Below are 4977 nucleotides of genomic sequence, written 5' to 3'. Positions count from 1 at the left end.
CCGCCGTCACCGGTTCCGCCTGGATTGGGCTGGGGGTCGGGGTGGGGATCTCCATCCTGTTCGCCCTGCTGCACGGCTTCGCCACCATCACCCACCGGGGTGATCAGGTAGTGAGCGGCATGGCCATCAACATCCTGGCGGCCGGTCTCACCGTGACCCTGGGGCGCTACTGGTTCGATCAGGGGGGCCAGACCCCGGCGCTCTCCGGCGCGGCGCGCTTTGCCCCCATCGACCTGCCCTATGCCAAGGAGCTCTATGACGTGCCCGTCATCGGCCAGCTCTACAGCGAGCTCTTGAGCGGTCACTCCCTGCTGGAGTACGTGGCCTTCGCCGCCGTGCCCCTGGCCTGGTGGGTGCTGTTCCGCACCCGCTTCGGCCTGCGGCTGCGGGCGGTGGGCGAAGCCCCGGCCGCGGTCGACACCGCAGGTATCTCCGTGGTGCGGATGCGCTATACCGCCCTCATTATCGGCGGCCTGCTGGCGGGGATAGGGGGCACCTATCTGGCGGTGGCCCAGACCGCCCAGTTCATCCCCAACATGAGCGCGGGCAAGGGCTTCATGGCGCTGGCGGCCCTGGTGTTCGGCAAGTGGCGCCCCTGGAACGCCATGGCGGCCTGTCTGCTGTTCGGCTTCCTCGACGCGGTCGCCATCCGGCTGCAAGGGGTCAGCATCGGCGATTTCCCGATCCCGGTGCAGGCCATCGAGGCGCTGCCCTACATCCTGACGGTCTTCCTGCTGGCCGGTTTCATCGGCAAGGCGGTGGCCCCCAAGGCCCTCGGCACCCCCTACGTCAAGGAGCGGGAATAGCCCCGCCCTTCATGCCATGCAAAAGGCCCGCACATGCGGGCCTTTTCTTTTTCGGGCGACGGCTCAACCGATGGGCCGTACCAGGGCAGGTTGGTGGGGATCGCTGAGGCGCTCGGCCAGATAGTCCACCAGCAACCGCACCTTGGGGGAGAGGTGGCGGTTGTGGGGATAGAGGGCCCAGATCCCCTCCTCGGGGGCCCGCAGCTCCGGCAGCAGCTCGATGAGCTCCCCCCGGGCGAGGTGGTCGCTCACGTAGTAGTCCGGCAGTTGGATGATGCCGATCCCCTTGATGGCCGCATCCAGCAGGGCGTGGCCGCTGTTGCACTGCAGCAGACCGCGTACCCGCACGCTGTGGGGTTTACCGTTCAGGGTGAAGTGCCACTCGTCCCCGTTGCCCACCAGGCAGGTGTGACGGGCCAGCTCCGAGAGACTGTTGGGCATGCCGTGGCGGGCGGTGTAGGCGGGGGAGGCGCACACATAGGGTACCCGCTGCGCCAGCTTGCGGGCCACCAGGGTCGAATCCTTGAGGTGGCCGAGGCGGATCGCCAGATCGAACCCCTCGTGCACCAGATCCAGCAACTGGTTGGTGAGGTTGAGGGTCACCTCCAGCTGGGGGAAGCGCACCATGAAGTCGTTCACCAGGGGGGCGATGCGGCTCTCGCCGTAGGAGACCGGGGCCGTGATGCGCAAGGAGCCCTGGGGCACCGCCTGATGGCGTCCCACCGCCAGCTCCGCCTCGTAGAGGTTGTCCAGCAACTGGCGGCAGTGGCGAAAATAGATCTCCCCGAGTTCGGTGAGACGCACCTGACGGGTGGTGCGCAGCAGCAGCTTGGCCTGCAGCCTGTCTTCGAGCTGCGCCACCTGGCGGCTCACCTGGGCCACCGACACCCCGAGCTTGCGTGCGGCCGGGGTAAAGCCCCCCTGCTCCGCCACGCTGACAAATTCACAGACCCCTTCCCAGCCGAACATTATTACCTGTGTGTAAAAGTGATTTGATACTTAGCGTTATTATCACCAAATCGGCGGGAAACTACACTGGATCTCCGAACTCATTTCCGTTCATCCAACCACTACGAGGACGTCATTCATGGCACAGGTTCAGAGCATCAAGTGTAAAGCCGCCATCGCCTGGGGACCGGGTCAGCCCCTCTCCATCGAAGAGGTCGAGGTCATGCCGCCCCAGGCCGGCGAGGTGCGGGTGCGCATCGTCGCGACCGGCGTCTGCCACACCGATGCCTTCACCCTCTCCGGTGAAGATCCGGAAGGGGTCTTCCCCTGCATCCTGGGCCATGAAGGGGGCGGTATCGTCGAGTCCGTCGGCGAGGGCGTCACCAGCGTCAAGGTCGGCGATCACGTGATCCCGCTCTACACCCCAGAGTGCGGCGAGTGCAAGTTCTGCAAATCCGGCAAGACCAACCTGTGCCAGAAGATCCGCGCCACCCAGGGCAAGGGGCTGATGCCGGACGGCACCACCCGCTTCTCCAAGGACGGCCAGCCCATCTACCACTACATGGGCACCTCCACCTTCAGCGAATACACGGTACTGCCCGAAATCTCCATCGCCAAGGTGGATCCGGCCGCCCCCCTGGAAGAGGTCTGCCTGCTGGGCTGCGGCGTCACCACCGGCATCGGCGCCGTGATGAACACCGCCAAGGTGAAAGAGGGTGAGAGCGTCGCCATCTTCGGGCTGGGGGGCATCGGCCTCTCTGCCATCATAGGCGCGCGCCTGGCCAAGGCCGGCCGCATCATCGCCATCGACATCAACGAGAGCAAGTTCGAGCTGGCTCGCAAGCTGGGCGCCACCGACTGCATCAACCCGAACACGTTCGACAAGCCCATCCAGGAGGTGATCGTCGAGATGACCGACGGCGGCGTCGACTTCTCCTTCGAGTGCATCGGCAACGTCAAGGTGATGCGCGCGGCGCTGGAGTGCTGCCACAAGGGCTGGGGCGAGTCGGTCATCATCGGCGTGGCCGGTGCGGGCCAGGAGATCAGCACCCGTCCGTTCCAGCTGGTCACCGGCCGGGTGTGGCGCGGCAGCGCCTTCGGGGGCGTGCGCGGTCGCAGCGAGCTGCCGAGCTACGTACAGCGCTACATGCAGGGTGAGTTCAAGCTGGACGACTTCATCACCCACACCATGCCCCTCGAGCAGATCAACGAGGCGTTCGATCTGATGCACGAAGGCAAGAGCATCCGCACCGTCATCCACTACTGATCCCATGAGCGCCCCGCCCATCGCATGGGCGGGGCAAGGAGTCCTTACATGAATCTGGACATCATCAGCAGCAACAAGAGCTTCAGCGGCTGGCACAAGCAGTATCGCCACCGCTCCAATGTGCTGGGGTGCGAGATGCGCTTCGCCATCTACCTGCCGCCCCAGGCCCTCACCGGCCAGAAAGTGCCGGTGCTCTACTGGCTCTCCGGTCTCACCTGCACCGACGAGAACTTCATGCAAAAAGCCGGGGCCCAGCGCATCGCCGCCGAGCTCGGCATCGCTCTGGTAGCGCCGGACACCAGCCCCCGCGGTGAAGGGGTGGCGGACGATCCCGGCTATGACCTCGGCATGGGGGCGGGTTTCTACGTCAACGCCACCCAAAGCCCTTGGCGGGATCACTACCAGATGTACGATTACGTCACCCGGGAGCTGCCCGAGCTCATCGAGACCCACTTCCCGGTCTCGACGAAGCGCGCCATCAGCGGCCACTCCATGGGAGGCCACGGCGCCCTCATCGCCGCCCTGCGCGAGCCGGGTCGCTACCGCTCGGTGTCGGCCTTCAGCCCCATCAGCCACCCGAGCCGCTGCCCCTGGGGCCAGAAGGCCCTCGGCGCCTACCTCGGCAACAACCCCCTGCTGTGGCAGGAGTGGGATTCCTGCCAGCTGCTGCGCCACCACGACAGCCCGCCCCTGCCGACCCTGGTGGACGTGGGGCTGGACGACCCCTTCCTGGCGGAGCAGCTCGGCATCGACACCCTGGCCGAAGTGGCCGCCACCCGGGCGTGGCCCCTGACGCTCAACCGCCATGCCGGCTACGACCACAGCTATTACTTCGTGGCGAGCTTCATCGAGGCGCACCTGCGCTTTCACGCCAACCACCTGGGCGAACCGGCCTGAGGCTGACCCGCTCGTGGCCGCCCCCCGTCAGCGGGCGGCCATTCACCCGGAAACAGGAGACAAGGATGCCTCTCTTCACCACATTGCTGGCCATGCCGGACCAGTTCGAGCGGCTGCTGGCACAGGTCCCCACCGACCGTCTGGACTGGGAACCCGCCAACTGGGCCGGGATCCCCTCCGAGCGTTTCAGTGCCAGGGGGCACCTCTGCCACCTGCTGGACATCGAGGTGCTGGGCTATCAGGTGCGGTTTCGTCGCACCCTGGCGGAAAGCCTGCCGGAGCTCGCCTCCCTCGATGGCTATCAGCTGGCGCTGGACCATGATTACCCCCGGCAGGATACCGCCACGCAGCTCGACCGCTTTCGCACCGCCCGCCTGCAGACCGTCGAATGGCTGAAGACGGTACCGTCCGACGCCTGGCAGCGCCGCGCCCGCTATGGCGGCTATGGGGAGGTGACCCTGGACGGTCTGGTGCGCCTGCTCGTCAGCCATGACCACCAGCACCTCGCCGGCATGCAGTGGCTGCTGATGCGGCTCAACGCGGATCTGGAGCTCGCGCTGCCCCTCGAGTGAGGTGTCGTCCCACGATGTCGCATCCTGCAAAAAAGGCCCCGAGGGGCCTTTTTCATTGTTGCGGTGATGGGATCAGCTCCCCAACCGGCTCACCTGACCCGAGCCCGCGATCTCGCTGGTCAGCGCTGGGCTGCCCCAGTAGTTGACCGCACCGGCACCGGCGATCTCTATCTTGAGCCGCGACCGGGCCCGCACCTCGACCTCGCCACTGCCGGCGATGCTCACCTCGACCTCCTCGCTGGCGAGCCCGGCCCCCTTGACGCCACCGGCGCCGGCGATGTTCAGCGCCATCACCCGGGCGGAGCCCTGCCCCAGATCCAGGTTGCCCAGCCCGGCGATGTTGCCCTCCAGCCGATCCAGCGTCAGCCCGCTGGCGACGATGTCCCCCGTGCCCGCCAGGGAGAGCACCAGATCATCCCCCTTGAAGTCGCGCAAGGCGCCGTTGCCAACCCCCGCCAGTGCCAACTCGTGCAGCGTCGGCAGGGTG

The 4977-nt window shown here is 66.6% G+C and carries 6 protein-coding genes; 4 read left to right on the top strand and 2 right to left on the bottom strand.

The window, feature by feature from the left end; genetic code table 11:
- On the top strand, positions 1–806 hold an 806-nt coding region (locus AACR77_RS20995), incomplete at its 5' end, for an ABC transporter permease (RefSeq protein WP_042882209.1).
- A gap of 63 nt (positions 807–869) precedes the next feature.
- Here the strand turns inward: AACR77_RS20995 and AACR77_RS20990 are convergent.
- A complete protein-coding gene (locus tag AACR77_RS20990; RefSeq protein ID WP_039039541.1) occupies positions 870–1775 on the bottom strand; it encodes a LysR substrate-binding domain-containing protein in 906 nt (301 codons plus the stop codon).
- A gap of 118 nt (positions 1776–1893) precedes the next feature.
- Between AACR77_RS20990 and AACR77_RS20985 the strand changes: the two genes are divergently transcribed.
- From AACR77_RS20985 to AACR77_RS20975, 3 genes are all read left to right on the top strand, one after another.
- The gene (locus AACR77_RS20985) at positions 1894–3021 is read left to right on the top strand and encodes an S-(hydroxymethyl)glutathione dehydrogenase/class III alcohol dehydrogenase (protein ID WP_010672469.1); all 1128 of its coding nucleotides are present in this window, start codon (positions 1894–1896) and stop codon (positions 3019–3021) included.
- A 48-nt stretch (positions 3022–3069) separates the two neighbouring features.
- Positions 3070–3918: an S-formylglutathione hydrolase gene (gene fghA / locus AACR77_RS20980; protein WP_042882207.1), complete on the top strand. Its 849-nt coding sequence runs from the start codon at positions 3070–3072 to the stop codon at positions 3916–3918.
- Positions 3919–3983: 65 nt separating this feature from the next.
- A complete protein-coding gene (locus tag AACR77_RS20975; protein WP_042882205.1) occupies positions 3984–4490 on the top strand; it encodes a DinB family protein in 507 nt (168 codons plus the stop codon).
- A 72-nt stretch (positions 4491–4562) separates the two neighbouring features.
- Here AACR77_RS20975 and AACR77_RS20970 read toward each other — a convergent pair.
- Positions 4563–4977: GIN domain-containing protein (locus tag AACR77_RS20970; protein ID WP_042882204.1), on the bottom strand; the 415-nt coding region annotated here is incomplete at its 5' end.

It is taken from the genome of Aeromonas sp. ZOR0002, from assembly GCF_963866995.1.
Taxonomy (GTDB): Bacteria; Pseudomonadota; Gammaproteobacteria; order Enterobacterales; family Aeromonadaceae; genus Aeromonas; species Aeromonas caviae.
This window is presented reverse-complemented; position numbering and strand designations above follow the sequence as displayed.

Coding starts and splice junctions, on each gene's coding strand:
- AACR77_RS20990 (WP_039039541.1), bottom strand. CDS start 1,775: ATGTTCGGCTGGGAAGGGGTCTGTGAATTTGTCAGCGTGGCGGAGCAG.
- AACR77_RS20985 (WP_010672469.1), top strand. CDS start 1,894: ATGGCACAGGTTCAGAGCATCAAGTGTAAAGCCGCCATCGCCTGGGGA.
- fghA (WP_042882207.1), top strand. CDS start 3,070: ATGAATCTGGACATCATCAGCAGCAACAAGAGCTTCAGCGGCTGGCAC.
- AACR77_RS20975 (WP_042882205.1), top strand. CDS start 3,984: ATGCCTCTCTTCACCACATTGCTGGCCATGCCGGACCAGTTCGAGCGG.